24 protein-coding genes are annotated in these 26,996 nt (G+C 44.0%); 13 read left to right on the top strand and 11 right to left on the bottom strand.

The features are described from left to right. From J4N37_RS16385 to J4N37_RS16375, 3 genes are all read left to right on the top strand, one after another. Complete coding sequence (locus tag J4N37_RS16385) at positions 1-1,743, top strand: bifunctional metallophosphatase/5'-nucleotidase (protein ID WP_252042778.1); 1,743 nt, start codon at positions 1-3, stop codon at positions 1,741-1,743. A 529-nt stretch (positions 1,744-2,272) separates the two neighbouring features. Beyond that, the gene (locus J4N37_RS16380; RefSeq protein ID WP_252042776.1) at positions 2,273-3,292 is read left to right on the top strand and encodes a TerC family protein; all 1,020 of its coding nucleotides are present in this window, start codon (positions 2,273-2,275) and stop codon (positions 3,290-3,292) included. A 279-nt stretch (positions 3,293-3,571) separates the two neighbouring features. After that, positions 3,572-3,763: a hypothetical protein gene (locus J4N37_RS16375; RefSeq protein ID WP_010451858.1), complete on the top strand. Its 192-nt coding sequence runs from the start codon at positions 3,572-3,574 to the stop codon at positions 3,761-3,763. Positions 3,764-3,863: 100 nt separating this feature from the next. On the opposite strand, the gene J4N37_RS16370 is transcribed toward J4N37_RS16375, so the two are convergent. The 5 genes from J4N37_RS16370 to J4N37_RS16350 all read right to left on the bottom strand — a co-directional run bounded on the left by J4N37_RS16370 (position 3,864) and on the right by J4N37_RS16350 (position 9,770). Continuing rightward, entirely contained in the window at positions 3,864-4,769 is a 906-nt protein-coding gene (locus J4N37_RS16370) for a homocysteine S-methyltransferase family protein (protein ID WP_252042775.1), read from the bottom strand. Between the two features lie 171 nt (positions 4,770-4,940). Continuing rightward, a complete protein-coding gene (locus J4N37_RS16365; RefSeq protein WP_010451854.1) occupies positions 4,941-5,498 on the bottom strand; it encodes a PhnA domain-containing protein in 558 nt (185 codons plus the stop codon). Between the two features lie 258 nt (positions 5,499-5,756). After that, positions 5,757-5,966, bottom strand: a complete 210-nt coding sequence (locus tag J4N37_RS16360) for a YgdI/YgdR family lipoprotein (protein ID WP_252042774.1) — start codon at positions 5,964-5,966, stop codon at positions 5,757-5,759. Positions 5,967-6,102: 136 nt separating this feature from the next. Further along, a complete protein-coding gene (locus J4N37_RS16355) occupies positions 6,103-8,499 on the bottom strand; it encodes a VolA/Pla-1 family phospholipase (protein ID WP_252042772.1) in 2,397 nt (798 codons plus the stop codon). Positions 8,500-8,519: 20 nt separating this feature from the next. Further along, complete coding sequence (locus J4N37_RS16350) at positions 8,520-9,770, bottom strand: outer membrane protein transport protein (RefSeq protein ID WP_252042771.1); 1,251 nt, start codon at positions 9,768-9,770, stop codon at positions 8,520-8,522. 412 nt (positions 9,771-10,182) lie between these two features. Here J4N37_RS16350 and J4N37_RS16345 point away from each other — a divergent pair, with 412 nt between their 5' ends. Beyond that, complete coding sequence (locus J4N37_RS16345) at positions 10,183-11,211, top strand: site-2 protease family protein (protein WP_252043314.1); 1,029 nt, start codon at positions 10,183-10,185, stop codon at positions 11,209-11,211. A 104-nt stretch (positions 11,212-11,315) separates the two neighbouring features. Here the strand turns inward: J4N37_RS16345 and J4N37_RS16340 are convergent, their stop codons facing one another. Then, positions 11,316-12,101, bottom strand: coding sequence for a M48 family metallopeptidase (locus tag J4N37_RS16340; protein WP_033005025.1), 786 nt, complete (start codon positions 12,099-12,101; stop codon positions 11,316-11,318). A 192-nt stretch (positions 12,102-12,293) separates the two neighbouring features. Between J4N37_RS16340 and J4N37_RS16335 the strand changes: the two genes are divergently transcribed. From J4N37_RS16335 to cutA, 5 genes are all read left to right on the top strand, one after another. After that, positions 12,294-12,728, top strand: a complete 435-nt coding sequence (locus J4N37_RS16335; protein WP_252042770.1) for a hotdog fold thioesterase — start codon at positions 12,294-12,296, stop codon at positions 12,726-12,728. 17 nt (positions 12,729-12,745) lie between these two features. Continuing rightward, the gene (locus J4N37_RS16330; RefSeq protein ID WP_138942431.1) at positions 12,746-12,979 is read left to right on the top strand and encodes a DUF3389 domain-containing protein; all 234 of its coding nucleotides are present in this window, start codon (positions 12,746-12,748) and stop codon (positions 12,977-12,979) included. A gap of 79 nt (positions 12,980-13,058) precedes the next feature. After that, on the top strand, positions 13,059-14,765 hold the full coding sequence (locus tag J4N37_RS16325) for an SgrR family transcriptional regulator (protein WP_252042769.1): 1,707 nt from the start codon (positions 13,059-13,061) through the stop codon (positions 14,763-14,765). Beyond that, positions 14,749-15,000, top strand: a complete 252-nt coding sequence (locus J4N37_RS16320) for a hypothetical protein (RefSeq protein WP_045385242.1) — start codon at positions 14,749-14,751, stop codon at positions 14,998-15,000. Before J4N37_RS16325 ends, J4N37_RS16320 begins: the two co-directional genes overlap by 17 nt. A gap of 9 nt (positions 15,001-15,009) precedes the next feature. Beyond that, on the top strand, positions 15,010-15,342 hold the full coding sequence (gene cutA, locus J4N37_RS16315; RefSeq protein WP_045385244.1) for a divalent-cation tolerance protein CutA: 333 nt from the start codon (positions 15,010-15,012) through the stop codon (positions 15,340-15,342). Here cutA and J4N37_RS16310 read toward each other — a convergent pair. After that, positions 15,304-15,900, bottom strand: a complete 597-nt coding sequence (locus J4N37_RS16310) for a DUF2238 domain-containing protein (RefSeq protein WP_045385246.1) — start codon at positions 15,898-15,900, stop codon at positions 15,304-15,306. The two genes, cutA and J4N37_RS16310, sit on opposite strands and share 39 nt — an antisense overlap. Before the next feature lie 223 nt (positions 15,901-16,123). Here J4N37_RS16310 and J4N37_RS16305 point away from each other — a divergent pair, with 223 nt between their 5' ends. Both J4N37_RS16305 and J4N37_RS16300 read left to right on the top strand, forming a co-directional pair. Continuing rightward, on the top strand, positions 16,124-16,963 hold the full coding sequence (locus J4N37_RS16305) for an isopenicillin N synthase family dioxygenase (protein WP_010451829.1): 840 nt from the start codon (positions 16,124-16,126) through the stop codon (positions 16,961-16,963). 113 nt (positions 16,964-17,076) lie between these two features. Beyond that, on the top strand, positions 17,077-17,697 hold the full coding sequence (locus J4N37_RS16300) for a DNA-J related domain-containing protein (protein ID WP_252042768.1): 621 nt from the start codon (positions 17,077-17,079) through the stop codon (positions 17,695-17,697). Positions 17,698-17,811: 114 nt separating this feature from the next. Here the strand turns inward: J4N37_RS16300 and J4N37_RS16295 are convergent, their stop codons facing one another. From J4N37_RS16295 to tesA, 4 genes are all read right to left on the bottom strand, one after another. Further along, positions 17,812-19,467 (bottom strand): ABC-ATPase domain-containing protein, encoded by a 1,656-nt coding sequence (locus J4N37_RS16295; RefSeq protein ID WP_252042766.1) that lies wholly within the window; start codon positions 19,465-19,467, stop codon positions 17,812-17,814. 72 nt (positions 19,468-19,539) lie between these two features. Further along, positions 19,540-21,450, bottom strand: coding sequence for a bifunctional diguanylate cyclase/phosphodiesterase (locus J4N37_RS16290; RefSeq protein WP_071234499.1), 1,911 nt, complete (start codon positions 21,448-21,450; stop codon positions 19,540-19,542). Between the two features lie 186 nt (positions 21,451-21,636). Further along, positions 21,637-22,836: an enoyl-ACP reductase FabV gene (gene fabV / locus J4N37_RS16285; protein WP_088880171.1), complete on the bottom strand. Its 1,200-nt coding sequence runs from the start codon at positions 22,834-22,836 to the stop codon at positions 21,637-21,639. A gap of 83 nt (positions 22,837-22,919) precedes the next feature. After that, positions 22,920-23,522 (bottom strand): multifunctional acyl-CoA thioesterase I/protease I/lysophospholipase L1, encoded by a 603-nt coding sequence (tesA, locus tag J4N37_RS16280; protein ID WP_252042765.1) that lies wholly within the window; start codon positions 23,520-23,522, stop codon positions 22,920-22,922. On the opposite strand from tesA, the gene J4N37_RS16275 reads away from it, so the two are divergent. Further along, positions 23,521-24,216, top strand: a complete 696-nt coding sequence (locus J4N37_RS16275) for an ABC transporter ATP-binding protein (protein ID WP_010451815.1) — start codon at positions 23,521-23,523, stop codon at positions 24,214-24,216. The two genes, tesA and J4N37_RS16275, sit on opposite strands and share 2 nt — an antisense overlap. Then, positions 24,213-26,669, top strand: a complete 2,457-nt coding sequence (locus J4N37_RS16270) for an ABC transporter permease (RefSeq protein ID WP_045385260.1) — start codon at positions 24,213-24,215, stop codon at positions 26,667-26,669. Before J4N37_RS16275 ends, J4N37_RS16270 begins: the two co-directional genes overlap by 4 nt. Positions 26,670-26,996 lie beyond the last annotated feature (327 nt).

Below are 26,996 nucleotides of genomic sequence, written 5' to 3'. Positions count from 1 at the left end.
ATGACAATGAATAAAAATCATAAGCCAGTCAGAATCAAATTGGCACACATCAATGACACTCATTCCTACTTTGAGCCAACGTCATTACAGCTGAAACTCAATATCGATAACGAACGAACACTAGAACCTTACGTGAGCGCTGGTGGATTTTCACGTATTGCAACGCGCGTAGAGCAGTTGCGCGACGACGCACAACGTCAAGGTCAGGGCATGTTGTTTCTTCACGCCGGCGACTGTTTCCAAGGTACGTTGTATTTTTCGTTATTCAAAGGCAAAGCAAACGCCGACTTATTAAACGCGCTAAACATCGATGCGATGGCTTTAGGCAATCATGAACTTGATATGGGTAATGAACCCGTTGCTCTGTTTTGTCAGCGTACCGACTTCCCTTTGCTTGCAGGTAACTGGGATTTATCGAATGAGTTGCCAACGAAAGATCACCGCATGGGCGATTGCGATAACGTATTGAGCTTCGATACTGGCACCCAAAGTGCGCAATATCTGGTGAAAGAGTTTCACGGAGAGAAAGTTGCCATCTTTGGTCTTTCTATCGACAAGATGAGCGACATTGCCAACCCAGATGCTGATACGCCGTTCATGTCTGCTATCGAAACGGCAAGACATACTGTTGAACAAATTCATCAGGCGGGAATTAAAAACATCATCCTTTTGAGTCACTTAGGTTATGAAGGGGATTTAGAGCTCGCAGCGCAAGTGGATGGCATTGGTATTATAGTGGGAGGCCATAGCCATAGGTTACAAGGTAACTTTACCGCAATCGGTTTGGGCGAAGATGACCCATACGGTGTCAAAGTGAATGATACTTATGTTGTCCAAGCTGGTTATCACGCATTAACCATGGGTCACTGTGTGCTTGAGTTTGATGAAAACGGTAAAGCGACCATGTTAAGTGGTCAAAATGAGCTATTGCTGGGACGTCGCATTTTTTGGGACTCAACGCTTAACGAGCAGTTAGACCAAGGTGTGTTTGAAGAGGCGTGTGATTTTATCCACGGTCAACCAAACGTGGTTGTCTGCAAAAAGCATCCAGAGACACAAGCGATCTTAAGTGATAAATACATACCTAGAGTGCGTAAACTTCAATCACAAGTGATTGCCAACGTAACTGAGAAGAAACGTCATGTTCGGATTCCTGATGAATTTGGCGGAAGTGAACTTGCTCCAGCAGTCGCACATTCTTTTTTGTACGCGCTAAACAAGCGGGGACATAAAGTTCAGTTCGCTATTCATAACGCGGGAGGAGTGCGTACATCTCTCAACCCGGGAAATATTACCGTGGCAGATGTTGCCGGACGATTGTTGCCATTTGCCGTTCCAATCGGTTGTTATGAGGTGCAAGGAAAAGCCGTTCGCTTGGCATTGGAAGGCGCAATCAATAACGCCCTGAATAACGGTGTCGAAGGAACGGGTTCAGGTAGCTACCCTTATACGCATAACTTAAACTTTGAATACCAAGCAGAGGCACCGAAGGGGCAACGCGTAAAAAGCCTGGAGGTTTTCGATGGTAGTCGTTGGTGTGAAATGGAAGATGAGTCTTGGTATTGTGGCGCTTCTTCTGCATACACCATGAAGGGTAAAGAGGGCTATGAAGCGTTGCTCGATATGAAGGGCGAAGGTTTTATTAGCAATCTTTCCATGGCAGATTGCTTTATCGAATTACTGACGGACCAACCGAACTGTTTGAACCAAAGTCACAAACTTTACTCCCAGAGAAACCAATGACGTAAATTGGTATCTTTTTTGCTCAAGTGTTATTGCACATGCGAGTAAGAGGAAGAGAGTATGTGGAATAGCGATTGGGCTGATGCAGCGGTTGTTGTTGCGTGGGTTACTGTTTGGTCAACACTGGTTTACTTTGTACCACTAACGGGTTTATAAAGACCAAGCATTCCGAAAATTAGGAGCACATATGTGCTCCTTTTTTACGTTTGAACCTTTTAGAATTCATGCTGTTGATAAATTGTTATCAACAAAATACTGTATTTTTATCGATAACGATTTTTTGTTGGAGATCCCTCCGAGCAGGCGTATTATGGCGGTGTTTGGGGAGTAGTTAGCGCAAGTTTATTTATCGTCATCTCGTTAAGCATCAGCTTATCCGGTAAATAAAGGTGTCACCTGATTCGTCACGTGATCACTTCAACGAGACCAACGCATTCATTGATTAGCAGACACATGGGTAATGTGACTGCTGGTTTGTATTGTTTGCGGAAGGTCAGCCCGAATTATGTCCTTCCGCATGGGAGGAAGCATGTCTCTTATCGAAAATACCACCCAATTAACCCAGTCTGTTCCACTGCAAGAATCACTGACAATGTACGGTGTGTTCGGTCTATTTACCTTGGTTTTAGTCGCACTTGATATCTATCAGACTCGTGGCGGCGTGATTACCATGAAAAAGGCAATTGGCTGGAGTGTCTTTTGGTTCTTACTAGCGTTTGTCTTTGCAGGCTCTATCTATTTCTTCTGGGATTATTACGCGCCACACAGCGTGTATGGTCACGAGAAAGCAACGATATCATTCTTAACAGGTTACTTACTTGAGAAGTCATTAAGCGTTGATAACTTATTTGTGTTTGCGATTATCTTTGCGCAATACAAGGTGCCAGAGCATTTGCGTCCACGTGCTCTATTATGGGGCGTGATTGGTGCACTTGTACTACGTGCGATTATGATCGGAGTTGGTGCTCAGTTACTTGCACAATACCATTGGGTACTTTACCTATTCGCAGCGTTCTTAATTTGGACTGGTATTAAACTAGCGCGAGATAAAGGCGAAGAAGAAGAGATTAACCCGTACCCAGAGCAGTTCATTCGCAAATTTTTACCAGTGACAGATGAGTATCAAGGAAACCACTTGCTGCTGAAACAAGCGGGTAAGTGGGTCGCGACGCCGATGCTGATCGTTGTTGGTGTGATTGCGGTCATGGACGTAATGTTTGCTTTGGATTCGATCCCAGCAATTTTTGCAGTTACACGCGAACCGTTCTTAGTATTGGCTGCTAACGTATTTGCTCTGCTTGGTTTACGTTCTCTGTACTTTGTACTTCAAGCAATGTTGGACAAGTTTGTGTACCTAAAACCAGCTCTATCTGTAATCATGATGTTCATTGGTACGAAAATGCTCTTGGTGGGCACACAATACGAAATTCCAACTGTTTGGTCACTTACGTTCTTGGTGACGGTAATGACAACTGCAGTTATTGCTTCTATCTATAAGAACAAAACAACCAATACAGTTAGCGTTAAAATTACTAATCAAAATCCATAGTAATTTTGTAAAATCCTAAACATTAGGAATAATTGTTAGTTAAAATAATGTTACTAAATAGCTTGGGTTTACAGGCGTAAATCCAAGTTATTCAACAATAGATGCGTTAATCTGCATAAGTATGCATTTAGTTGAGTTTTGTATTTCAATGATTTGTAATGAGTTTGTTTTATAAGAAAAACTAATCTGAATTACCAAATTTTGTCATTTTTTGCTCAGAGAAAACATGACTAATATACAAACAACGAAACAAATTACTGCTTTTAAAGAGAGGCAATCATGGCACAAGCAATGCAAATGACAAATGTAGCTTTACCAACCTCTATGGATAAGAAGACCTACTCGGTTAACTTCAAAGGATTGATTGCTCACCTATTAGACATTCTTTTCGTAGATAACTCTGCACCGCGCAGTTACTACGCAGAAGACTTGTCTTCTCATATTCAGAAAGACATCGGTATGTACCGTTAATCTGACTGGAAAGCGAATTGAAAATGCCGGCTTCATCGCCGGCATTTTTGTATCTGAAATCTACACTTCCACTAAGGAATAGTGCGGACTAGCTTTGTATTTAAACGGAACTTTTCCAATCTGACAGAGCTTTGATGTGCTCTGGCCCTATGCCGCAGCATCCACCTATAATGGTTGCCCCTTGTTGGTGCCATTCTTGCGCAAAAGTTAAGTATTCCTCTGGTGATAGTTCTCGCATTGATTGTAATGCGCTGTTCGCTTCGTGGTTAGATTTGATAGCGGTGAAGTTGTTCGCGTACACTCCAATTTCAATATCGAGCATGTGTTGGTCTAAAACCGCCTTGGTGTCACTGACAGCTTTTGCCATCACTTCAGGTACCGAGCAGTTAAAGTAAATGGTGATGGCATTTTTTGTGCGCCCACTTTGTGCCAGACATTCAATGGCTTGAATAACGGTTTCCCCAGAGCGTAACAACGCGGTTTCTAATGAGTCATCATTAAGAGAAAAGGCGTACGCAGTAGGTTTGACACTGTTTTCGAAGACTTTTTGTAAGCACTTTAGCTCTTCTAGGCTGCAGATGGTCTCTGCTAACCAAAGGTCAACATAATCTTCTTGAGCTTCATACAAAGTACGGAAAATGACTTCGCCTTGTTTAGGTTCGAAAAGGTCAGGGCGATAGCTACCAAATGCAGGCGGTATGCAGCCCGCTACTCGAACAGGTTTTGGCGACTTGTCTGCACATTCACGCGCAATTTGCGCGGCAAAGCGTGCTAGTTCACTACCTTGTTGCTCGTAAAGCGCTTGCCCAAGGTGGAATGGCACGCAGGCATAACTGTTCGCGATGATGATTTCAGCGCCAGCTTGAATGAAGTTATTGTGCGCTTGGTAAACGAATTCTGGCGATTCAATTAGAGCTTGTGCGCTCCAAAGCGGTTGAGAGAATGGGGCGCCCATGCGTTTTAGTTCACGTCCCATGCCGCCATCAAGGATGGTTAACTTCTTCATACTACAATCCATCTTATTTTTTCCTTCTCGAACATTAATCGAAAATGGATGAGATCGAAAGCAACCAATTTAGGAGATTACGCGGGAAGGAAGAAAGACAGGGGAAAGAAGGAACACAGAAACGAAAACGGGGTTCCGATTGGAACCCCGTCAAACAAAGTAATGTTGAGATTACTTCTTACGGCAGTATTCTGCGATCACGTACATTGACTGACCGCCGTTTGCCTTACCTGAAACAAGTTTAGGGTCGTCACCAAGGCTGATACCACGAATAACAGTACCTTGTTTGATTACTTGGTTAGTACCTTTAACTGGTAGGTCTTTGATTACTGTTACGTCGTCACCTTTCTTAAGTTCAGTGCCGTTGCAGTCAACAGTTTTGTCGTCAGCAGACATACCTTTCATAGCCCAGTTCATTTGCTCTTCTTCCATGTACATCATGTCAAGAGCATCTTGAGCCCAGCTTTCTGTGTTTAGGCGAGTAAGTTGGCGCCATGCAGTTACTTGTACTGCTGGAACCTGACTCCACATGCTGTCGTTTAGGCAGCGCCAGTGGTTAATGTCTTTAGGATCTTCGATCTCACCATGGCACTTATCACAAACCATGATAGCTGTATCAACTGTTACGTTACCGTGTGGTGGTACCGCGTAAGCAGTTAGTTGAGATTCAGAAGAACAAAGTTCACATTTTGACTCGCAGCGAGCAAGCAGAGTAGCTTCGATAGACATAAGGACTCACCTTAGTAATGTTTTTTGGGTGGCGGTATTATCCACTTTATCCTGAGAAATAAAAGGGTGTTAGAGAATTAAAGGCGAGATTTTACAATATTCCAACCTGAAAGGAGCGAAGATGTAAAATATTGGCTAAACAAATAATAAATAGAATATAGATAATGGTGCTAATTGTTTTAAGTGATGAATTAATCGTATTGAAAAACCACAAAACAGAGAGGAAAACGCCTCCCAATCTCTCAGGAGGCGAGAGGTTTAGCGTTCTATTATTTGTACTATCTCATCTTTCGAAATACTCATTTCTTTGCCATCTACATCCTCATACTCATACATCCCAGTTTCTTCATTTAAATCTGGTTTTCCGTATGAGGTGATCATTTTCCCTTCACCTGTAGACATGAGATATTGGCTACTACCACAAGCCACTAAAAGAACAGCTGTCACTATAACGGCTAAAGCTCGCATAGAAGTTTCCTTGTGTTAGGTTGGTGAACTACGATAACTATTCAAATATAGCAGAGGCTTTGAAAAGGGCTGCTTGTTGAAAGAAATAAAAACGCCCAGCCAAAAGACTGGGCGCTTAATACTCATTAATGACGCTCTATTTTAGTACTGTTGTATTCGTAACAGTGGATAGAGAGTTGTCTTTAATGAAGTCAGCATTTTGAGCCTGCATTTCAAAGTAGTACGGTTGTTCTATCGTCGTTAGCGGCACAGCAAAGGTACTGTGTTTACCATCGCTACCAAACTGAACGAAGCTCGCCCCGCCGACAACGCTTGTATCTGATGCATTGACCACTTTCAGCCCTAACTTCGCTGCGAGTGGTTGAGTACCAGCAAAAGGAGCGCCAGGGACGCTGTTTGGTACGGTGTCATCACCTTCGACTTGAGCCATGTAGAATGGCGTTGATAAGGTACCATTTGCAGTTAGATCACTAACATTACTAAACGGGTCAACGGTATCTAAAGCGGTCTGTGCTGCATAGATAAATGAATTAAAACCAGCACCTAAAGCTGCGAGCTGTTCCGGGGAAGCTACCGATTCAAATGTCTCATAACAGGCTTTGTCTTCAATATCTGCACAACTTGCGTCTGCATAGCTACGATAGTCAGCTGATGCAGCATACGCTAAGTTATGTTTGATTTGTGGACCATAGCTTGCCGAACCAAGTAGCAAATTGCCAATTTGTCCGCCAGAATTAAATAGTGACGCGGAGCTAAATTTATACAGAGCATCAGCTTGGTCTGAGCCCAGCGTATTGTTTGCAGCAGCGACGGTAGACGCACCAACAATGCCACCAAGTGAGTGACCTAGCATCTTCACTTGCGAGCCCGCTAGAGGGTTAAAACCTTGAAGAGGGCCGCCGACGAATAACCCACCTTGTGCAGATACAACTAAGCTAGCTCGAAGGCCAAGTACGTCAAGAATACTTTGACGAAGGTTGTCACGTGCTACCGCAAGGTTAGACAGGTTTAGGTAAGCCAGTACATCCGCATTTGCTGAACGCTGGTCGTCTAGGCTACGAGTACCGTGGATTGGCAGGTCAATGGCGATAACGGCAACACCTTCTTTGACCATGTTGAACGCAAAGCCATACGCGTTCTCTTTTGCTGAAGTAATACCGTGCTGATAGATAACAACGTCTTTTGCCACTGAATCCGCAGGAGTGAATAGTAACACTTCAACATCTTCGACTGACTTAACCTGTGGTACTGGTGAATAACGCGTAATAAGGCGCTCTTCATCCAACTGCTGACCGTTAGAAAGGTGTAGCTCGGTACCAACAAGCTTGAGCTGTTCATTCACATCAGTAGCAAGTTTAGTCGGGTCAATACCAAATTCTAACAGCGACGCAAGAATGGCTGGGTCTTCAATAGAGCCACTTACTTTAGCCAAACTTGGCATTGCCGATTCCATCGGCTGCATGTTCCAGTTTGCACCTTGCTCTAGATAGTGAGGCAGGCGGACCACGCCTTGAGTAACATTGACGTTAGCGCCAGACATTGCATACAACCCTTTAATCGCCTGTTTTAATTCAGGAGAAGAAGAGAAGTATTTATCGAAATCCTCGTCGTTATCAAATGCAGTAACAAAATCTTGAGTTTGCCCCAGAGATAGTGTGTAAGCGGTCGACAGTTCAATCCCCGTTTCCGCTGGATCGTTTTTATACAGGGCGTTAAGTGTGTTTGCACCAGTAGCGAAGCCTGTTGCCGTTACGCCTTTTACTGCTGCAAGCGTGTCCCCAACAGATTGAGTGCTAAACCATGAAGAGTAAACGATATCGGCAGGATTAACGTTCGCTAAGCCAGCTTGAGTGGCTATACCAAAGATACCCTCAATGCCAGTTGTTGCCGCTTGTACAAGTGCAAGATCACCCGTTTCGTACTTAACTTCTTTAGACTTGGCGACCGCGTAGCTAGAAGAGGTGCCGATAGGATCTCCGTTTACATCATTGACTTCTTGTGTCACCGCGAATACATACTCGCTTGATTCGTCAAGAGCATCTGCAAACTGAATATATAGAGAGTTACCATTTGCTTGAACGACAAAGTCTTGATTGATGGTCAAGACTTCAGAGATAGGGTTTGAAGCGCCGTCCCAGTCAGTCAGGCGTTGATTAATTTTAATCACGCTAACACCAGATGCTAGCGTACCTGTAGCAAAACCTTCGCCCTTGAAGTTTAGCACGATAGGCATAGTGGTTGACCAACCATCCATCGTATTCATTGCAGCGCGAGGATTTGTTAGCTGATCATCGCCATCAGTAGGGATCGCAAGTGTACCGTCGCTTGAGTCCATTAGTAGGAATGACGGGGCAGGGACATCTGCGTTTGCTCCTTGAAGGGTAAAGCTAATTTCGGTGTTTCGATCCAACAGCGCTTGCACTGCAGGTTCAAATGTAACGGTTTCAGACGTGCCTGAACTTGATGTGTTATCACCACAACCAGCAAGAAGGATTGCAGAACAAAGCAGTGATAGTTTGAATGTGTGTTTCATTGGTTTACTCCGTTATCCCATTACTTGAAGGTGTAGTTCATCTGTACTGCACTGATGTATGCACTACCTTCTGAGTCGAACGTAATTTCTTGATCTGCAGCATTGGTTTCTTTGAAAGAACCAGACTTACTTTTCACGTAGGCAAAGCCTGCATCAAATGTCAGATTTTCTTTCATTGCGTAAGTCACACCTGCGCTGTACCAAAAACGATCGCTATCAGGGATACTCAGTGTTGCTTTACCTGCTTGCTCGTCAAATGCGATACCTGCGCGCAATGTCCATTCAGAGTTTAAAGTGTATGTGCCACCAAATGAGTAACGGTTGTTGTCTTCGTATTTCTCTGGTTTGTAGAAGCATTGACCAGCAACACCATCGTTACATTGCGGGCTTGTTGCTTTTAGCTCCTCGAAGGTGCTCCAGTCAGTCTGTTGCCATCCGTAATGGATAGCCCACTGATCAGTAAGTTGGTGGAATGCAGACAGTTCGATGATAGAAGGAAGAGAGATTTGTAAACGGCCATCGACTTTTGACGCATTAGCGATGCCAGAGTCATAGCTGCTGAATTCACCTTCATCGAAGTCTAAATCCACTTTGGAACGGTAACCGAATCCAAAACGGTTGTTTTCATTCAATTCGTAAAGGGCACCAATGTTCCAACCGAAAGCGAAAGTATCGCCTTCCATGCCGATTAGGTTGTCAGATTTTTTGCTTCCTGGGCCAAATAACGGTGCCAATGAGCCTTTGTGGCGAGTAAGCTCTGCATGTGCGTAAACAATGTTAATACCACCACCAACGCTAAACTGTTCGTTGATGCGGTAAGCAATATTCGGGTTAATGTTGACTGAAAGAAGGGAAGTATCACCCGCCATGTCACCAGCAGAAATGTCATCTGGGTAATCGGTCGCGACACCGTAGGTGGTGAACATGCCAATACCCCAAGCCCATTTGTCGTTGATTGGGCTGATGTAGTAGCCAGCCGGAACGATTTGTAGTGGGGCAACGTCGTTAGCGTGTTCTTTATGGAAAGTGTCATAGACGTTAACTTCAGGATCGACGACAGATAGCGCGCCTGAAAATTGAGCTTCTTTAAAAAGTGTCATCGCAGCTGGGTTGCGTGCTAATACGCTCGCATTGTCGGCTACTGCGCCTTCACCTGAAAATGCTCTACCAAGACCAGAAGCCGAGTGTTCGGCCACCTGAAAGCCCGCAGACTGGGCATTACACGCAAACAATATTGAAATTGTAAGCAGAGAGCAGTGCTTCTTGTTCATCCTTGACCCTCCTAGGGTGTCATTATATTAGACCGAAGTCTTTGTATTTGTTGTGTGCCTTTTACACCAGTTGCTGTCGGTTCGATTTACAACTGCAATGTAAATATAATGTTAATTGTATGTTTATTAACTTGTCAAAGATCAGACGTATATTGCGTTTTAAATTTGATGCATAGGTCAAACCGCAATTAATAAGGCCATGTATTATGGTGATATTTTTGTAAAGAATGGTATGACCAGAGTTGTTTTGTAAATCTTATGATTAAAAGCTAATCAAATACGTGTTGTTAACATGCTTTTCGTTCGATGCCATTGCAGGCATAATTCGCACTTTGTGTTTATCGCATTGGAAATCGCGTTGGAATTACTACACATTGAATTTTTAGGAAAGTCGCTCAGGCTTGAAGGCTCAATGGCGGGTTGGCAACAACTGTTTTGGGATAACACCTTAGTGTCGCAGATTGCTGCGAGCGATGATGACTCAGGCAAGACACAGCATGAGTTCAAGCTCACTGCTGGAGAGGATGTTTTACATTGCCAATTGAGCTGTGAACTAAACTGGCAACCATTTGATTTTAAGTATCAAGCGACAGTGAATGACTCACTGGTTATCGAAGGGGCTCGTGACGAAAAAGACATCGAACGTCAAGTACCAGTTGAACCGCCACCGACAGAAAAGCGTTTTAGTCTAATTGGTATTGTGTCGCTCGGCATGAAAGCATTGAAAAGCGCGAAAGTCATTAAGGTGGCGTTAGCCTCTGCAAGCCTTGCGGCATACTCATGGCTGTTTTCGATTGAGTTCGCCCTTGCATTGGTGGCGTGTTTGGTTTTTCACGAATATGGCCATATCCGAGCAATGAAGTACTTTGGTATGAAGACCAAAGGTATCTATCTCATCCCATTTTTAGGTGGCTTAGCGCTAAGCGATGAAAAGATAAACACACGTTGGCAAGATGTGGTTATCTCCATCATGGGACCGTTCTTTGGGTTAGTCCTCAGCATTCTATTCACGGTCTTGTATTGGATGACAGGGGAGATGATCTTTGCGGGCCTTGCTGTGTTTAACGCCTTGTTAAACCTCTTCAACTTGCTGCCGATCTTGCCATTAGATGGCGGACATGTTCTTAAAAGTATCACCTTTTCAATGAATACATGGATTGGTTTGGCAGGGAGTATTGTCACGGCGTTGCTTGGCATCTACATCAGTTACACCTTCGGCTTAACGTTGCTTGGTTTCTTGCTATTGATGGGGATGTTAGAGGTGGGAATGGAATGGCGAACTCGACACCACAGTCATTTGCTGCCATTAACGCGATATGGGCAACTGTTCTCGTTTGCTTGGTACTTGGTTTCTGTCGGTGGCTTTATTGCCATCATTTGGTACTTTGCTGGGTTAGGAGACAGCTTGTTAAGCTTGCCTTTGCAGATCTTAGCTACGTAGACGCATTAAGTAAAAACACAGACGAATAAAAAGAGCTCCGAAATGGAGCTCTTATTGTTTGCAATTTAAGGACAGTTCTTAACTAGAGTGCCTTGAGTTTTGAATCAACCACACTTAGGAGCTTTAACGTTAGACGCTGGCAGTGTTTTAATGGTTGCTTGTAGATCTCTAATACGAGTGCTGTGCGATGGGTGGGTTGAGAAAAACTCTGGTGGTTGAGCCCCACCTGCAACGCTCATGTTTTTCCAAAGATCGACACTTTGGTTAGGATCGAAGCCAGCTTTTGCCATAAATCCAAGGCCAACAATATCGGCTTCAGATTCTTGCGTTCGTCCATAAGGAAGAATCACACCGTATTGAACACCCACACCAAGCGCCGCCATCGTCATCTGCTGGTATTGCTTGTATTCAGACGCACCGATTGCAACATTAGCAAGTGATAGCCCTGCATTGGCTAACTGGCTTTGAGACAAACGCTCGTTACTGTGATCAGCCAAAACGTGTGCGACTTCATGGCCGATGACCGTTGCAAGTTGATCTTGGTTTTTCGCCACTTTCAGTAAGCCGGTATAAACACCAATTTTACCTCCGGGTAAAGCAAAGGCGTTTACCTGAGGACTGTCAAACACGACCACTTCCCACTCTTTGAAGCCTGCTTGAGGCGGAATCGTGTTGGTGATTTGTTTCGCAACACATTGAACGTAGGCATTGGTCTTTTTGTCTTTACTGATTGGTATCTCTTTCTTCATTTGGTCGAATGACTTTGCGCCGAGCGATGACATCTCTTGGTCGGAAAACATCAAAATTTGGTTACGGCCAGTGGGCGAAGAGCTACACGCTGTTAGACCTGCAACGGTCAAAAGTACTGAGGCTTTAATCCATGTTCTCATAGCGGGGTCCATATAAATATTTTTTGTTTTGTACCAATAGTATAACGCTTAGTAAAGAAACGTTAAGTCATTATGTTGATCACGTTGAGACTTGCGTTTGACCTTGAAGTCGCGATGCGATCAGGACTATGCTAGGCGCACTTTTCATAGATAAACCGTCCAGTGCGATACGGGACGAGATAAGAGCGAAAAATGAGTATTTGGAAAAAGCCAATTAACTTAGACATTCTTAACGCCACCTCAAAAAATACCATGATGGAGCATCTACAAGTCGTCTATACCGATTTTACGGATGACTCGCTTACTGCGACTATGCCTGTTTGTAGTTTTACTCATCAGCCTCTTGGCATGCTTCACGGTGGTGCGTCTGTAGTATTGGCTGAAACGTTAGGTTCGCTTGCCGCAAACTTTAGCGTAGGTGAGGGCAGTTACTGTGTTGGTTTAGACATCAATGCAAACCATGTTCGAGCTATGCGGAGTGGACATGTTATTGGTACTGCAAAGCCCGTCCACCTTGGTGTTTCAACTCAGGTATGGCAAATTGAAATCACCGATGAACGTGGTCGATTAGTCTGCACCAGTAGATTAACAATTGCTGTTAAACACCAGAAAGAAAAGTCAGTGTAAGAGAGAAGACAGCGAAGATGGTTATAGAATTTTCTCTTGGAAAAATTATCGCAACGCAGCGAGAAATCGTCATTAAACTGAGCGGTAATGGAATGGTTACAATGCAAGCTCAAACCGATGCTATTCAATTACTTGGTCGCGGTGCAAACGTTGTATTGGCACATGGAGCGGAAAGTAAATGGTCGATCAAACTCGACGCTGAAGATCAATTACGCCAACTGGCGCAAGAAATTGGCATCGACATTCAATAATTTGCACGTCTGAGTTTGCACTTTTTGCAAAAAATGAGGAAACTTAGTTTATCGTTATGAAAACTAAAATTTCCTCTTTATGAGTAGCCCTCGTTTACGTGTTCAGTTCGAAACACTGTTTGAAAAATTCTCTGGTAATGACACGGAAGTTCAACTCGAAGAAATTACCGACGCGCTTTTCTGTACTCGCCGAAATGCTCGAATCGTCCTCAATAAATTAGAGGAAGAAGGGTGGATTGAGTGGCATCCTGCCGCTGGTCGAGGCAAGCTCTCTACACTCATTTTTAAACGTAATCGCAGTGATGTTAGCGAGAACCTTGCACGCCGTTACTTAGATGAAGGCAAGATTGGTCAAGCGTTGGAAGCGTTAGATAATGACGCTGCCAAGCTTACCCAAGTTATTCAAGGTTACCTTGGCCTCCAACATCGTCAAGGCGAGCAAGTGGTACGTTTGCCGTATTACCGACCACTCGCTATGTTAAATCCGCAAAAGCCGATGCGTCGGTCTGAGCAGCATATTGCCCGCCAGGTATTCAGTGGTTTAACCAAGCTTGATGACAACGAACAACTTCAGCCTGACTTAGCGCATTATTGGGAGGCGCTGTCTGATACTCACTGGCGTTTTTATCTCCGCCGTGGTGTACGTTTTCATAATGGTGAATTGCTCTCTACTGACTGCGTCATTGAAAGCATCAGTGCATTAAGTGAACTGAACCTTTTCTCTCATATCGAAAAAGTGATTTCCCCTGAGCCTTGGACGGTGGATATCCATCTGGTTCGCCCAGATAAGTACTTGCCGCTCGCGCTGAGTGAATCACAGGCGAAAGTACTGTTATCCAAAACCCTTCGATCAGAGGAGTTTGATAGAAAACCCGTGGGCACCGGGCCATTTCAAGTGAAAGTGAACGATGACAAACGTTTAATCCTAACGGCGTTCGATGGCTATTTTGGATTACGTCCGTTACTTGACCAAGTGGAGGTGTGGGTCATCGATGAGGCGTATTCGTCGATGGTGTACCCAAGCTTAACCAAGCCGCAAATGGATAAACAAGCTTCTACCGACGAAGTCGAGCTCGATCCTGGGTGTACTTTCTTACTACTGAATAAAAATACAGGTATCGCTAAAGATCCGCGATGGGCTGAATTTCTAAGCCAAACGTTAAACAGTTACCAAGTATACGCTCATGTGCCTCAAGACAAAGTCATCGAACTGGGGGTACTTCAAGCCTTTGGTCTGAAACCAGGCTGGATTGACCTCAGACCAACTTCAATGGGTGAGGTACCTCAAAAAGACAAGGCCATTTGCGTGGCCTACCAAAAGAAACATCCGATGTTCCCTGTTATTGCAAAAGCAATCAAAGCCTTACTTAAACCCTATGGGGTTGACGTTGAGTTCATCCGATATGATACGCAGCCACCGTCACCAGAGGCAGTGGATGTTTGGATTAAAGCTATGGGTATAGCGACTAACCGTAACGATGCTTTAGCAGGTTGGTTATTGGATTATAGCGACATCGACAAGTTTAGTGTTGGTTACGATTTCTCCCGCTGGGCGGGGCTGGTGGACCAATGGCGAGCTGGTCAACACAGTGATTTTCCAGCTCGTGAGTTAGGTAGACAACTCGTGAAGAGTTGCCAAGTTATTCCTATGTTCCACTGTTGGCTAGGGGTAAATAAAGATCACAGTGGTGCGCTACAAAACGCTAAGTGTAATGCCCTTGGATGGTTTGATTTCAGCAACGTATGGGTAAAACCAAAAATAGAGAAAGATGGCGAAACCAAATAAAAAGCAACCAACTAAGACGGTTGAGATATATTGCGCGAAATGTAAAACACAGTTGTTTAAATATCGTAAAGGTGGCAAAGGCGCGCTGGTGAAATGCTTCAAAGAACGCATTGTTGAAGACTTCACCAATACACCTTGCATTTGCCCAGGTTGTGAACAAGAGTTTGCAAGAGATATGTTAGTACGAGGAACACCTGCCTACAAAATGATTGGTGGCAAGGTAACGATGAAATAAGAGTCAGTTATGAGCGAACAACATGAATACTGTATGGTACTGAGCACTGCTGGTTCAGAACAGAATCGAGACGAAATCATTAAAGGTTTGTTAGGAGGACAGCTTGCTGCGTGCATTCAAACCATGGCGATTGAAAGTCACTACGTTTGGAAAGGTGAGGTGTGCAGCGACAACGAATGGTTGTTGATCATCAAGACGCGAAAAGATCTTTACGCGTTAGTTGAGGACAAAATAAAAGACCTGCACGAATATGAAGTGGCTCAAATCGTACAGGTTCCAATAGTAGAAGGCTTTAACCCTTATCTAGAATGGCTTCGCCAATCGACGTTGAGTTGTCAGTAAAAACAGTGACACTATTGCACCCATTGTGTCACACAGCATGTCTTTCTGGGCATCCCAAATATCACCTTGTGATCCTAGGAAGGCAATACCCTCATCACCACCAGCGATTGCTGCATACCACCACTCAATGATTTCGTAGCCAGCTGCGAGTGACATAATCGCAAACAACGCAAACCAAGATGCAAAACTAGCGTTGATCTTTTTCTTATTAATCAGATACTCAGCAATAGGGTAGGCATACAAGCCGATAGAGAAGTGTGCAACACGGTCAAAGTTATTACGTTCAGAGCCAATTAAGTTATTAAACCAATCGAATGGGACTTCCGCGAAGGTATATTTGGCACCAATCGTGTGAAGGCAAAGCCAAATAAACATCAGCACATAAGCGGTGTTACTAAACTGGTAACGGATAGAAAGAGCCCAAATAGCGATAAGAATACCGATGGCTGGAACGATTTCCGCAAACCAAACCGCGCGAGAGCTTGGTTCTAGGGCAGAGAACAAGAAAACGATAGCGTAGAAAATGGTCAAACCCAACAGGGTGGAAGTACTTTTCATACAGAAATTGATCCTTCAATTGAATACTGAGTCTATGATTACACTTAATTGTACAGTGTGCAATTAATAATTTTAACAGCGAGATGATTACTTTTTATGTTGATATATTGGCAAGCTGCTCAACAATAAAACGTTTGCGCGTAAACATTTCATTAAAGTTTGATTTACAACATACCCATCCATAGAATTCACCGTTCAGTCTAATAAAAAAAGAAGTTAAGTCATGAAACTGGAAACTGTCGATTATCTTGCTGACGATGCTGCTCAACAGTTCGTCACCTCACTGCGCGAAACGGGCTTTGGTGTACTTAAAAACCACCCAATCCCTCAAGAGCTAGTTGAGTCTATTTACAAAAATTGGTACGAGTTTTTTTGCTCAGAGCAAAAGAACGATTTCCACTTCAATGTTGAAACACAAGATGGATATTTTCCTCCATCAGTTTCTGAAGTCGCTAAAGGTCATTCCGTAAAAGACATCAAAGAGTACTTCCATGTGTACCCTTGGGGTCAGATGCCTGAGCAATTAAAAGAAGAAATCTTAGAGTACTATGAGCGTGCAAATGCATTTGCTCAAGAGCTGCTTGGTTGGGTAGAAGAATACGCACCAAAAGAGGTGCAAGAGAAGTTTTCTATCGCACTGTCTGAAATGATCAACAACAGTGACAAGACGCTTCTACGTGTGTTGCATTACCCACCAATGACAGGTGAAGAAGAGCCAGGCGCTATTCGCGCAGCAGCGCATGAAGATATTAACTTATTAACGGTTTTGCCTGCTGCAAATGAGCCGGGATTACAGGTGATGAGTAAAGAAGGTGACTGGTTAGACGTGCCATGTGACTTTGGTAATCTGATCATTAACATCGGTGACATGCTGCAAGAGGCGTCGGGTGGTTACTTCCCATCAACGACGCATCGCGTGATCAACCCAACTGGTGGCCGCCAAGAGAATTCTCGTATTTCTCTGCCGTTATTCCTCCACCCTAAACCAGATACAGTTCTTTCTGAGCGTTACACTGCGCACAGTTACCTGATGGAACGTTTACGAGAGTTAGGCGTTATTTAACCTAACGAGATCTTGCTTCAAAAGGCTGACAGTATATTACTGTCAGCCTTTTTGTATTTATGGTACAAATTGACTAGCTTTAATAACAGGTACTTAAAACGGTTAGGGGATTCATGGACGAGCAATGTAACGTTTGCCAAAACAGCCAGCAATACATGGAAAACCCATTGTTATGGCCCATTCTAGAAATTCTCAAAAAGCAACCTTCGGACTGGAAGGTCCATACACTAGCACAGGAACTTAGTGAGCGCAGTTACATTCCTCAATTGGATTCATCTCCAGACAAAGATTTGTTTAAACGTAACTTCTTACTGATGAACGCGCTTTATCAGCTACAAGAAACGTTATACCCCGATGGCTGGTTGCAAGTTGAAGCAATGAATATTGTCCTGATGTCGGCCATTGAAGCCTCTCGTCACAGTATCGATACCAACGATCCTCTCAGAGAGTATTACCTTGATTGGAAAAATTACGAAGCTAATGAAGGTGAGGTACGCAGGCTGCTTAATGAATTCTGGAGTCGATACCAACGTTATATAGGTGGAAGCTCATCTTCTGATTTAGACCGCGCCAAGGCGCTGAGTTTATTTGAGTTAAGTGCAGATGCTACTAAAGTAGAAATACGAAAGCAGTGGCGCAAACTCGCACTACGTTGGCATCCAGACAGAGATAATGGGGATTCAGAGCGCTTTCGGGTTTTATGCGATGCATGGAATGTTTTACGTAACGGATGATAGTTTTCATGTTACGACGTAACAAGTTGAGCTTATTTGTGATACTCCCCAATCTACTTCAAACAAAAAAGGCAGCGTTCTATCGCTGCCTTTTGCTATTCGTGTTGCTCAGTATTAACGAGAAGGTTTGAACTGAGATTTACGCATGCGGTTTAGTGCAGCCATCACATCAAGAGTACGTGGCTTCGCTAGATCGCCTTGTTTCGGCAGTGTTGCGTACCACTCACCAGACAGCATCTCTTCGATTTCTTTTGCTGGGTGGTTACACCAACCTGGTAGCTGTGCGATTTGGAACCATAGCCAACCAATAGTATTTACTTCATCAGCCGACTCAAGTTGCTCGAGAGCACTTAGGTCAGTGAACTCTTTACCGAAACGAAGAGAGTCTTTACCTTTTGCACTTACTCGGAACTTACCGCCGGTTAAAATGTTCATCAGTGCGACGCGGTTTAACGCACGAGGGCGGAACATTTGTAAGCTTTCTTCAGATTCGTTATGACGTTGAGTAGGGTGCTGAGCAATGACTTGTTTTGCTTTTTCTGTCACATCTACGGCTTGGTAATCGTGCATTTGGATTACCGTGTCAGCAACGTCTAGATAGTCACCAGAACCACCCATAACGATGATAGTTGAAATTTCGAGCTCATCGCGCAACTGGCCGATTCGGTCAACAAGCGGTGTAATAGGTTCATCGCCTTTAGCGACCAACGCCTGCATACGTTCATCACGAATCATAAAGTTGGTTGCTGAGGTATCTTCATCGATAAGCAGTGAACTTGCGCCTGCTTCAATAGACTCTTGCAGCCAAGCAGCTTGAGAGGTTGAACCTGAAGCGTCTTGTGTAGAGAAATCTGCCGTATCTTTACCCATTGGTAAATGGTTGATGTAGTTCGACAGATTCAAATGATGAACACAGCGACCATCTTCAGCGCGAATCTTCATCGCATTAGCGTCAGTAACGATGTACTCACGGCCATCGCCAGGAATGTGATCGTAGATAGAGCGCTCAATTGCATTCAATAGCGTTGATTTACCATGGAAGCCACCACCGACAATCAGTGTAATACCTTTAGGAATGCCCAAACCAGTCACATAGCCTTTATTTGGCGCATGCAGTGTTACTTGCAGTGACTCTGGAGCTTTGAACTCCACTGCGTCTTTCATTGGTAAATCACAGTTACCTGCAATACGAGGAAGTACACTACCATTAGCGACGAAAGCAATAAGGTTATTCACTTCCAATTGCTCGCGCAAAGCGGCTTGGTCTTCTACAACTTTACAGTGTTCAATCAAAGCTTCTTTATTAAGTTCACGTTCAAGTGTTGCACGACGAACGAATTTCGGTAAGTAGAAGGTTAGAATGTTATTGGCTTTCTTACCTAAAACAGAACGACCTTCAGCAGGTAGGTTTACGCGAAAACGAAGTTCGATGCCTTCCTCAGTAAAGAGCACAGCTGTGTTATCTAGAACCGTTTGACCGTTAAGTGCAATAGAGACTGCATTTTCTTGTTTTGCAAACTCATCAAAGCTGCGAGCAATGAAATCGCGTGCTGCACGTTTGAATGCCGGAGATTCATCTTTTAGCCATTCAAGACCGGTTAAAGACCAAGCGCGAGTAGCACGTAGGCGAGAAGCAGAAGCATATGGGTCACCTTGTACATAGTCGATGTACAAGTCGAAATCACCAAAGTCGTACTGACCTTTGATTTGTTGGTATGCGCGGTAGTTCTGCTTTTCGATTTTCTTAAGCGTGGCAGTCAACTGATCCATGAAGATAATGGCCTTTTTATTGGAAGCGGGCGGGGATTATAGAAACCACCGCTATCAGAGTAAAGAAAATGCTTAGGAAGAATAGTGGTATTGACCACCTAATAGGTTTTGATTAAACAAACTTTGCTCAAATTCATTGCAAGGCATGGGTTTACCATACAAAAAGCCTTGTCCGATATCGCAACCTTCTCCAATTAGAAATTGCTCTTGCTGATGGGATTCGATCCCTTCGATGACCACTTGAAGTTCGAGCTTTTTAGCAATGTGAATGATCGAACAAATGATGGCTCTATCATCGTCAGATTTTTCCATTTGTTGCACAAAACTCTTATCGATTTTTATCGCGTCGAAAGGGTATTTCTTCAAATAACTGAACGATGCGTAACCAGTACCAAAATCATCAAGTGACAATGTCACGCCTAGTTTGTGAAGTTTATTCAGTGTGTTGCGTGCGACAACTTCGTCGGCAATGAGCGCGCTTTCAGTGACTTCCAACTCGAGGAAGTGCGCAGGCAAATGGAAGGTTTCCAGCAAGTGCTCAATTTGCTCGGCAAAATTAACATTCTGTAGCTGAATTGGAGAGACGTTCACGGCTATCTTAAAGTTGTCTACCAGCTCAGACCATTGCTTCGCCTTGTCGATAGCGGTGCGAAGAACAAACGCGCCCACTTCAAATATCAATCCATTTTGTTCTGCCATATGGATTAAAGCTTCATTTGAAACATCTCCGAGCACTGGGTGGCGCCAACGCAACAAAGCTTCTGCACCAATCCACTTGTGCGTATGGGGCAGCACTTTAGGTTGGAAGTACAACATTAGGTCGTCATTACGCACGGCTTGAAGTAAATAGCTTTCTAATTGGTTATGGTTATTGAGAGCTTGAGTGTGACTCTCACAGAAATAACTGAATGACTCACCGGATTCTTTACATAACAGCATTGCGTAACAGGCATTCTGTAGCAGCTGTTTTGCGTAACTACTTTTACTTGCCTGAACTACGCCAATGTAAGAATGTAGGTGGACTTCGCTCTCATTGATATAGAAGTTACCGACACTAATGTGAGTAATGTCTTCCAATAGGTGCTGAACTTTTGATTCGATGTTCTCACCCGAAACAACAATCACCAAGTCGTTAGAGCTGGGTCTTCCTGTAATGAAATAACTTGACTCACTGTGGCCGAGGCGGAAGCGAAACTCTTTAAGCACTTCGTCAAAGGCTTCGAACCCATACTTCGTCTGAATGCTGCGCGCGTTACTGAAACCGATGTTAAGGACGACTAAAGATTCTGTGTCGTGATTCATTGCACTCAGCGTATCATCTAAGAACGCTTCAAGGGCCCCGCGATTCAAAAAACCAGTCCCTTGATCATGAGTTTGTTGGTAATCCACTTGCTTCTCAGCGGCTTTGCGGCGGTCAATTTCTTTCGTCAATGAGTAACTGAGTTGGGCAAGGTCCGTCGTCCGGTTTTCTACCCGATGTTTAAGTTCATTATTCAATCGTAAGAGTTTGTGCTGCTGAAAAACAACAGCGAGTTGCGCTTCAATTGATTCTTTAAACGTGCTTAATAGCTCACGATAAGTATCGGAATATTGATTCTCTTGTGTGTCGAGCATACAGATGGTGCCAAAGGTTTCACCGTTTGGCCAATAGAGTGGAAGGCCACAATAGGAAATCATCCCTAGTTTAATATCTGGGTTATCTTGCCATTGCTCATCAAGCAGCGCGTTAGGTACGTTTAGCTCGCGCTTATTTTCAATGACATGCTCACAATACAACCCGTGCCCAAGCTCTTCTTTATCCCCGACGCGATAGGGGTTCCCCGGTGTTTCGCTGGCAGTGTTCACCTCAATGTGCTCTGGATGGACACGCATTATCAGTGTCGTTGGCACATCGGCGATGCGAGCTAAAAGATTGACTATGTTTTGCCAACTCTTACGCATTGATTTTGGGATTTCATAATCTAGTGTTTGAAATGTTCCCATAAGGTCATCCTTTCCCTTAAATTCACGTCCTGTGAAAAATACATTTTGTTGTTTTTATTGTTTTAGCTTTTTACCACTTGTTTTATATAAGTATAGGGGTGACGGGTTCTGAAACAAAAAAAAGTCCTGAAAACGTTTCAGGACTTTGAAATACTGCGCACTATCTCAGTAGTGAGACTGAAGAAATTAAGGTTTTAGCGCCTTCAATGTCTTCATAGAAATGCTTTGTGAATAGTCGACATCTTCAAAGTTAAAGCCATTTAGCTTCATAAACTCATCTTTAAAGCCTTCGTAGTCACCAAGATCTTTGAAGTTTTCCGCATTCATTTGCTCTAATAATAGCGACACTTCTCCTTGTACCTGAGGATCGAGTTCAAGATCATCAATACGAATCAAACGCTCACCATCGACGGGTACTTTTTCTTGGTCATACAGTTTAGTCGTAAATAGGCGCTGCATTTGTTCTATACAGCGTTCATGCGTGCCTTTTTCTTTCATCACTCGGTATAGAGCAAGCAGGTAAGGGCTTAGTGCTGGTATAAAAACACTAGCCTTGGTCACCAGAGCTTTACATACGGTTGCGTACGCGCCGCCTCCAAAGTTTGCCATCTTGATATTGAGAGCGTGGCTGGTTTGATGAAGATCGACTTTTGCGCGACCCAGAGTGCCATCAAGGTAGATAGGGTGGGTTACTTCTGGTCCCATGTAAGAGAACGCAATAGTTTTGCAGCCTTCTGCCACCGACTCGGAGTTGATTAGTGCGTCGATCCAGCTTTCCCAATCTTCGCCACCCATAACTTTAATCGTTGCTTCAGCTTCTTCTTCGGTTGCTGGTTCAAGCGTTGATTCAACCCACTGGTCGTTCTCTAGCATGATAGATGCACCAGTGACGGACTCGCCAATTGGCTTAATGACACTGCGCCAGAACTCGTCAGATCCTGCTTTAGGGCGAATACCTGTTGCTAAGCTATAAATCACTAAATCGACTTCACCCTCAAAGTAAGTTTCGATAGCTTCAATTACTTGGCTACGAACAGTATCGGAAAATGCGTCGCCGACGATATTTATGGCGGTACGGCCGTGATGAATGGCTTCTTCTTTGAAGTAAATATTGTTGTACCAACCCGCGCTACCAACTCCTTTATCAGAAGGGCCTCGCTCGAACGAGACTCCGATAGTGTCGGCTTCTGCACCGCCAAAGGTGAGGGCGATGCGGGCTGCTAAACCGAAACCGGAAGAAGCACCGATGATCAAAACACGTTTGGGGCCTTTTTTGATTTGTGGTGCTTGTTGTACGTAATCGATTTGCTCTTTGATAGAAGCTCGGCACCCATACGGATGTGCAGAGCGAGCGACAACACCTTTAATTAACGGTTCTATTTGCATTGTTATTATCTGACCTTGGTGAATAAGATACCGCTCAGAGTAACGTAAAGTTTGGTAAAACTTATTGAGCTAGACCAGTAAAATTAGAGATGTTTAACTAATTCTTGGGCAACGAAGTCCGCGATAAACGGTTGTGCCTCTGGTTTAGGGTGCAAGCCATCGTCCATCATCCATTCGGGTTTTACGATGATCTGCTCTAAGAAGAACGGCATCAGAGTGACTTGTTGGTGCTCAGCTAATTTCGGATAAATGTCATAGAACATATCGCTGTAGCGTTTACCGTAGTTGGGTGGAACACGGATTTGCATCATGATCACATTCGCACCAGAATCTTTGATCATGGTAATCATTTTCGATAAGTTTGACGTAATAAGTTTAGGTGGAAAACCACGAAGACCGTCGTTAGCACCGAGCTCAATGAGGACTATATCGGGAGAATGTTGCTCAAGGAGGGATGGTAAACGAGCAAGGCCATTACCTGTAGTGTCTCCAGAGATACTGCCGTTTACAACTTTTACATCTTGACCATGTTCTAATAGCGCATCAGGAAGTAAGCTGGGCCAGCTCTCCTCGATTGGCATTTGATAGCCAGCACTTAGGCTGTCTCCTAAAACAAGCAATTTTTCGCTTGCCTGAGTAGTCGCGGAAAGACAGAGAAAGAGAACTAAGGAAAGTATACGAATCATGCAAACACCTTTACTTAAAGCACCTATTGTTCAAGCTAATTTGGTTTCTAAACAAGTCTCTACTAATCACGAGCATTTAACAATCCTTAAAAATGTAAATGTTGACATTAGAAAAGGGGAAAAGATCGCCATTGTAGGCACCTCTGGGGCGGGTAAATCGACACTAATGACATTGCTTGCCGGATTGGATACACCAACCTCAGGTGAAATCACATTGCTCGGTCATGAGTTGTCAAAATTAGACGATGAAGCACGTGCCAAAATTCGTGCAGACTCACTGGGTTTCGTTTTTCAGAGTTTCCTTCTAATCCCAAGTTTAAATGCGTTAAGAAACGTGACCCTACCTTGTCTTTTACGTGGCGAAGCTGAGAATGATGCAAGAGCGAAAGAGCTGCTCACTGCCGTGGGGCTTGAACAGCGCCTAACTCACTTGCCAAGTCAGTTATCCGGTGGCGAGCAACAACGTGTGGCGCTTGCACGTGCTTTCATGACTCAGCCAGAACTCTTATTTGCGGATGAACCGACTGGAAACCTTGACCACCAAACGGCAGAGAAAGTTATTGAGCTCCTCTTTGATTTGAATGAACAACATGGCACGACCTTAATACTTGTAACGCACGATAGTCACTTAGCCAGCCGTTGTGACCGAGTATATCGAATGGAAGCAGGAGAATTACAGGAGGAGACAATATGACCGTGATCTCTTCCAGAGAACAAGAGCAAACTCAAGCTAGCAATCATGTAAAACAATCACCAAACAAAAGCCTATTGCGCTGGAGCTTAAGTGAAATACGTCAAGGCAATCTGTGGCCGATCAGTGTTGCACTGATATTAGTGATTGCGAGTATTTTTGCGCTTTCTGCATTAGCTGAACGAATGGAGCAAGTGATTGTTAAGCAAGGTAAGGACGCTTTAACGGCAGACGCGGTGTTTGTATCTGCCAATCCAATCCCAGACACGTTACTAGCTGCTACTGATGAGATGCAACGATCTTCCATGACACGATTTGCTACCATGGCTTTTAGTAATTCGGGTATGCAGCTCATTAATGTTCGCGCGGTTGACGAGCAATACCCTTTGATGGGGGATTTAGTGCTCGACAACAACTCGTCAGGCCATATCAAAGAAAACCAACTGTGGTTAGATGAACGCATTATGGCGCAGTTGGATGTAGACAAGGGTGACATTGTCACAATAGGCGATGCCGATTTCACCGTTTCTGGTGCAGTCTTAATGGAACCCGGATTGAGCTTTAACCCTTTCCAACAAATGCCTTCCGCTTACATTCATAACAGTGACGTTGATAAGACAGGGGCTATTCAGGTGGGTAGCCGAGTGCAATATCGCTTATTCCTTAAAGGGGATGATGCGACACTAACACAACTGCAAGACAGTACTGAGCTTTCGCCAAGTGATCGTTGGCGTACGCAAGATACGGCAAGCCGAAGTAATGAAGTTTTTGAGCGCACGACTCAGTATCTTTCATTGACCGTGGCAATTGTCATCATCATGGCGGCGACAACGTTGGTTTTAACTTGCCAAAGCTACGTAAACAGTCGAACCCAAACTATCGCGATGCTGAAGAGTCTGGGTGCTAGTCGTCGTTGGATTGAAAAATGGTTGCTGATTCAAGTTACCATCTTGTTGGTTAGTGCGAGCATCGTAGGTTTGCTGCTTGGTAGCGGCTTGGAATATTTATTGAGAATTCCATTAAAAGATCTGCTACCTAATCCACTACCAAGTTACGGTGTCACTCCAATTTTAATTTCAGTTGTATCTGCGGTTCTCATCACAGTGCCTGCTTTGGGTATTCCTCTACTTGGGTTGATTAAAACACCAGCCCTTGAAGTGCTTCAACAAAGTTCAGGTAAGCGTTCATGGAAACGTATGTGGTTGGTTCTAGTGCCGGTGGTACCATTACTTGTTCTTTACGCAAATAATACGTTGGTTTGGATTGTGCTTGCAGGCATCGCGGGACTGTTTGTTGTACTTGCTGCGGTGAGTGTTGCATTAACCAAATTATTTGCTCGCTTCTCAACTCGCCCAGCGATGAAACTCGCACTCAGTCGAATTAACCGTACGCCAGTGACGAGTGGTTTGCAGTTTGGTGCCTTATCACTTTCTCTCATGTTGCTTTCAATTATCTGGCTAGTTCGTAGTGACATTCTTGCCGATTGGGCGAGGACACTACCAGCGGATGCTCCTAACGTTTTCGCTTTGAACATTGCCGACTATGAGTTAGATAGCTATTTGGAAACATTAGATAATAATAACGTGACGCGGTCACAGGCTTTCCCGATCATTCGGGGTAGATTATCGGAAATTAATGACGTCAGCGTTAAAGAACTAAAATCAGAAGGTCAGGGCTCTGACGCGGTGAGTCGTGAACTCAATCTTACTTGGGGAGATTTTCTGCCAGAGTACAATGACATTCTTTCTGGAGAGTGGACCAACAAAGGCAGTGTATCGGTAGAAGCGGAAGTTGCCAGTGAGCTTGGCATTGAGTTGGGCGACAAATTACGATTTGTTATCAACAGTCAGAACTTCGATGCGACAGTAGACAGCATTCGTCATGTTGAATGGCGGGATATGAAACCGAACTTTTATTTCATATTCTCTTCGGACGTCATGGCCAGTTTGCCTGGCTCATACCTGATCAGTTATCGAATTAATGAGGATAACGAAGCGCTGTTAACATCGATGTCACGAGCGCACCCGACCGTGTCTGTGCTCGACATTCGTACGATGGGAAATAAAATTCAAGAATTGATTCAACAGATTGTATCAGCGATAACGATCCTAGCATTGTTAGGTGTTGTTTCGGGACTGTTATTGATATTCACGTTACTTCGATTGAGTCTATCTCAGCGTCAACAAGAGATCCGACTATACCGAACATTAGGATCAAGCAAGAAGCGTATCAATACGACACTGTGGGCTGAATATGGCATCATGGCGATAGTGGCGAGCGGGGTTGCCGTATTTGCGGCAGAAGCTTGTGTAGCAACGGTAATGACTTATGGGTTTGAACTTAATGCACAGATCCACCCTGAATTGTGGATAGCTTTGCCATTTGTGACGTTTGTCGTACTTGCGCTGGTGGTCATGAGTCTGTTGAAAAGATTGTTGACGCCCGTAAACACTTAAATAGCCTGTATTTAACGACTGCGGGAGTACTCCATGACAGTTTTATTTTAGTTATCCACAAAAACAGTGGATAACTTTTGGGATAACTGAAGTCATAGTTATAAGGGGTATTTCCGCAGGCTTTATGCCATGGGTGTTAGCGGAAAAATATTATTCACATAGGTGCAAAAACAGGGGTTCTCTACAATCTCGTCAAGCATTTTTTTTGGAATTTTTTTGCTTTCAAAAGTAACTTTTTACGTAAACCCTTAACAAACGCAAACCCATGAACTTTTTGTGATTTTAATCGTTCACAAACCCGAGTAGAATCCACCTTAAGTAAACATT

The organism is Vibrio sp. SCSIO 43153 (assembly GCF_023716625.1).
In the GTDB taxonomy this organism is placed as follows: Bacteria; Pseudomonadota; Gammaproteobacteria; order Enterobacterales; family Vibrionaceae; genus Vibrio; species Vibrio rotiferianus.
Note: the sequence above shows the minus strand (reverse complement) of the source record. Positions and strands in the feature narration are given on the sequence as shown.